The 4,471-nt window shown below is 67.4% G+C and carries 5 protein-coding genes; 2 read left to right on the top strand and 3 right to left on the bottom strand.

Annotated elements, in window-relative coordinates; all coding sequences use genetic code 11:
* Window positions 1-91: 91 nt before the first annotated feature.
* The 3 genes from D6718_12255 to D6718_12245 all read right to left on the bottom strand — a co-directional run bounded on the left by D6718_12255 (window position 92) and on the right by D6718_12245 (window position 1,922).
* Window positions 92-700 carry a LemA family protein gene (locus D6718_12255; GenBank protein RMG43450.1) on the bottom strand — a complete coding sequence of 203 codons (609 nt, stop codon included), beginning with the start codon at window positions 698-700 and terminating at the stop codon, window positions 92-94.
* Window positions 701-811: 111 nt separating this feature from the next.
* Window positions 812-973 (bottom strand): hypothetical protein, encoded by a 162-nt coding sequence (locus tag D6718_12250; protein RMG43449.1) that lies wholly within the window; start codon window positions 971-973, stop codon window positions 812-814.
* A 52-nt stretch (window positions 974-1,025) separates the two neighbouring features.
* Window positions 1,026-1,922, bottom strand: a complete 897-nt coding sequence (locus D6718_12245; GenBank protein ID RMG43448.1) for an SPFH domain-containing protein — start codon at window positions 1,920-1,922, stop codon at window positions 1,026-1,028.
* Between the two features lie 148 nt (window positions 1,923-2,070).
* Here D6718_12245 and D6718_12240 point away from each other — a divergent pair, with 148 nt between their 5' ends.
* Window positions 2,071-4,158, top strand: a complete 2,088-nt coding sequence (locus D6718_12240; GenBank protein ID RMG43447.1) for a S9 family peptidase — start codon at window positions 2,071-2,073, stop codon at window positions 4,156-4,158.
* On the top strand, window positions 4,155-4,471 hold a 317-nt coding region (locus D6718_12235; GenBank protein RMG43446.1), incomplete at its 3' end, for a DUF4197 family protein. The genes D6718_12240 and D6718_12235, both read left to right, overlap by 4 nt.

The raw sequence follows: 4,471 nt of genomic DNA, 5'->3' as shown, positions 1-4,471 counted from the left end.
GGGCGGGATCTCGAGACCGAGGGTGGGCGGGGCCGCCGACGCCGCCGCCAGCAGCAGGACCGCCGCCCCGAAGCGCTTCCTCATCGCCGGATCAGAACTTCACTTGCGGGGCCTTCTCCGCGCCCTCGGCCGCCTTGAAATAGGGCTTCTCCTCGAAGCCGAAGAGCGAGGCGATCAGCCGGCCCGGAAAGCGCCTGATGGCCGTGTTGTACTCACGGACCGCCTGGTTGAAGCGCCGGCGCTCCACGGCGATGCGGTTCTCGGTTCCCTCGAGCTGGGACTGGAGGTCGCGGAAGTTCTCGTTGGCCTTCAGCTCGGGATACCGCTCGACGGTGACGAGCAGCCGGGAGAGCGCGGTGGAAAGCTCCCCCTGGGCCTGCTCGAACTTCGCAAAGGCCGCGGGATCGCTCAGCAGCTCCTTGGAGAGCGTGACCTGCCCCGCCTTGGCCCGCGCCTCGGCGACGGCCAGGTAGGTTTCCTTCTCGAAATTCGCCACGCCCTTCACCGTCTCCACGAGATTCGGCACGAGGTCCATCCTTCGCTGGTAGACGTTCTCCACCTGCGCCCATGCCTCTCCCACCTTCTCGTCGAGGCTGACGAATCGGTTGTAGGTGGCCATGAGCGACAACGCGACCAGAAGGAGAACGACGGCCGCGACGCCGATCGCGGCCAGGATGGCGACCAGGCAGCCTCTCTTCATCCGTGGACCCCCTCGCTCCGGCTCGTCCGCCGGCAGGCGGGCATGATACCGGAAGGGACCGGGTCCGCCCGCGCGACGGCCCGGCGGCCGCCCGTCGGGACGGGCGCTGCATCAACGACGTTCCCGCGGCTCCCGGCCCGCCTCCTTCAGGGCCTTGCGCAGCAGGTACTCGATCTGCGCGTTCACGCTGCGCAGCTCGTCCGCGGCCCACCGGCGGATCGCGTCATGGACCTTCGGATCCAGTCGCACGAGCAGTGCCTTGCGCTGGGCCATCGGTCGGTGCTTCCGGCGCGCCGCCGGCCCGGAAGGCCGGGACAGCCGTGGCTCAGTAGAGCGTGCCGGCGTTGATCACCGGCTGCGGTCGGGTGTCGGCGCAGAGGACGACCAGGAGGTTGCTGACCATGTTCGCTTTGCGCTCTTCGTCCAACTCGAGGACCTTCTGCCGCGACAGCATCTCGAGGGCGTTTTCGACCATGCCGACCGCCCCTTCGACGATCTTGCGTCGCGCCGCGATCACGGCCGCGGCTTGCTGCCGCTGGAGCATCGCGCCGGCGATCTCCGGAGCGTAGGCGAGATGGCTGATGCGCGCCTCGATGACGCGGACGCCGGCCTTCGCCAGTCGTTCCTGAATCTCCTCCCTCAAGCGCTCGGAGATCTCCGCGGTGTGGCTGACCAGCGACGTCTCGCCCTCCTCGAACACGTCGTAGGGGTAGGCCTGCGCGAGGTTGCGCAGCGCCGCTTCGCTCTGCACGTGGACGTAGTTCTCGTAGTCGTCCACCATGAAGACGGCCTCGGCCGTGTCCACCACCTGCCAGACGACGACCGCGGCGATCTCGATCGGGTTGCCGCGGTTGTCGTTGACCTTGAGGCGCGAGGTTTCGAAGTTGCGGACCCGGAGCGAGACCCTCTTCTTGCTGTAGAACGGGTTGGCCCACCGGAGTCCGGGCTCCTTGGCCGTTCCCACGTACTTTCCGAAGAACTGCAGCACGCATCCCTCATTGGGATGCACGGGAAAGACACCGGTCATCAGCAGCACGTCGAGGGCGCCGGCCAGCGCGGTGACGATCAGCATCCAGATCCGCGCCTGCGAGGGCGGTCCGCCCGCGAGCACGAGCGCGCGCACCTGGGCGTACTCCGCGAAGGCGAGCGCGAGCAACACGGCGAACAGAAGGGCGAAGACCCCGATCCCCGACGGGGCGCGGTGCTCGATCTCTCGCAGCATCGTCGTCGGCCTCCAGGAGCGCCCGGCGCGTCTCCGGCGGGCGCTCCGGGAATATTATAGCGTGGTGATATCACATTGCAATACCGGCGCGGCCGCCCCCGGGGCGCGCTCTATACTGCCGGCCCTTCCGGGAGGCCGGCCGACGACCATGAAGATCCGAAACGAGCCGCCGAGGGCGCCCTCCAGGCCGCACCGGCTGGAGGCGCACGGCCATGTCCGCATCGACGAGTTCTATTGGATGCGGGAGCGCGACGATCCCGAGGTGATGGCCTACCTCGAGGCGGAGAACCGCTACGCCGAGGAGGCGATGCGGGACGTCTCGCCGCTGATCGACCAGCTCTACGAGGAGATCAAGTCCCGCATCAAGCAGACCGACATGACGGTTCCCTACTTCCTCAACGGTTTCCACTACTACACCCGATACGAGGAGGGGCTCTCGTATCCGATCTTCTGCCGCCGCAAGGCATCGATGGAGGCCCCCGAGCAGGTGATCCTCGACGTCAACGCCCTGGCCGAAGGACACGAGTATTTCAGCGTCGGGCGCCGTGCCGTCTCCGAAGACGGCCGCATCCTGGCGTTCGCCGTCGACACCGTCGGCCGGAGAATCCACACGATCCGGTTCAAGGACCTCGACACCGGGGAGATGCTCGAGGACGAAATCCCCGAGTGCGCCGCCAACTTCTCCTGGGCCAACGACAACCGGACGCTGTTCTACACGCGGCAGGACCCGCAGACCCTGCGCTGGTGCCGCGTCTTCCGGCACGTCCTCGGGGAGGATCCCCGCCGCGACGAGCTGGTCTACGAGGAGGAGGACGACACCTTTTCGGTGTTCGTCTTCAAGACGAAGTCGAGACGGTTCCTCATGATCGCCTCGACACAGACGCTCAGCACGGAGTACCGCTGCCTCGAGGCGGACGACCCCCGCGGACGTTTCCGGGTGATCCTGCCCCGGAGGCGGAAGCACGAATACCACGTCGACCACCTGGACGAGCACTTCTACATCCGAACGAACGACGATGCCGAGAACTTCCGGCTCGTACGGGCTCCCGTGACCGACCCGCGCCCGGAGCGCTGGGAAGAGATCGTTCCGCACCGGCCGGACGCGCTGCTCGAGGGGTTCGAGCTGTTCCGGGAACACCTCGTCACCGGGGAGCGCGAGGGCGGCCTCTTGAAGATGACGATCCGGTCGCTGTCGGGAACACCTTCGCACCAGCTCGATTTCGGAGAGCCGGCCTACACGGCGTACTTCCACCAGAACCCGAACCTCGATACGCACCTGCTGCGGTACGGCTACACTTCGCTGACGACACCGAACTCCGTCTTCGACTACGACATGCGGACGCGGCGCAAGATCCTGCTGAAGCAGGAGGAGGTGCTCGGCGGGTTCGACAAGAACGACTACGTCACGGAACGCCTGCATGCCACCGCCCCGGATGGCGAGCGCGTGCCGATCTCCCTCGTCTACCGCAAGGACCGCCGCCGGCCGGGCGGAAATCCGCTCCTCCTGTACGGCTACGGCGCGTACGGGATCAGCGTCGATCCGGCGTTTCGCCCGTCCCGGCTTTCGCTCCTCGACCGCGGTTTCGCCTTCGCCATCGCCCACGTCCGTGGCGGGCAGGAGCTCGGCCGGCGCTGGTACGAGGAAGGGAAGCTCCTCAAGAAAAAGAACACGTTCACCGATTTCATCGCGTGCGCGGAACACCTGATTGCCCGCGGTTACGCCGATCCCGAGCGGCTCTTCGCCCAGGGGGGCAGCGCCGGCGGCCTGCTGATCGGTGCCGTGATCAACATGCGCGGTGACCTCTTCCGGGGAGCCATCGCTGCCGTGCCCTTCGTGGACGTCGTGACGACGATGCTCGACGAGTCGATCCCGTTGACCACCAGCGAGTACGACGAGTGGGGGGACCCTCGGGACGAGACCTACTACCGGTACATGCTCTCCTACTCCCCCTACGACAACGTCGAGGCGAAGGACTATCCCGCCCTGCTCGTTCTGAGCGGCCTGCACGACTCCCAGGTCCAGTACTGGGAGCCGACGAAGTGGGTCGCCAAGCTCCGCAAGTTGAAGACCGATTCCAACACGCTGCTCTTGAAGACGAAGATGCACGCCGGCCACACCGGTGCCTCCGGCCGGTACGAGCGGTACCGCGACATCGCGTTCGAATTCGCGTTTCTGCTCAAAGAGGCCGGGCTGGCGGCCGGCGGCGCCGCGCCGGGCGGCGGGGAGAGCTCATGAGACGGTTCCTGTTGGCCGCGGCGGTGCTCGGCGCCGGCGCGGCGGCCGGGTGCGCCGGCTTTCTCGATCGGCTGGCGGCCGGCTCCACCGCAACGCAGGGTTCTTCGTCTTCGCTCGACGAGCGCACGGTCGCGCAGGGGCTGCGGGAAGCGCTGCGGGTGGGCGCCGAGCGGGCGGTCGCCGCCGCATCGCGCACCGACGGCTTCCTCGAGAACGAGCTGATCCGGATCGCCGTCCCGGACGAGCTGCGGACGATGACGCAGGCGTTGCGGAAGCTCGGCTTGGGAGATCGGGTCGACGAGCTCGAAGTGGC

This window comes from Acidobacteriota bacterium (genome assembly GCA_003696075.1).
GTDB lineage: Bacteria > Acidobacteriota > Polarisedimenticolia > J045 > J045 > J045.
This window is presented reverse-complemented; position numbering and strand designations above follow the sequence as displayed.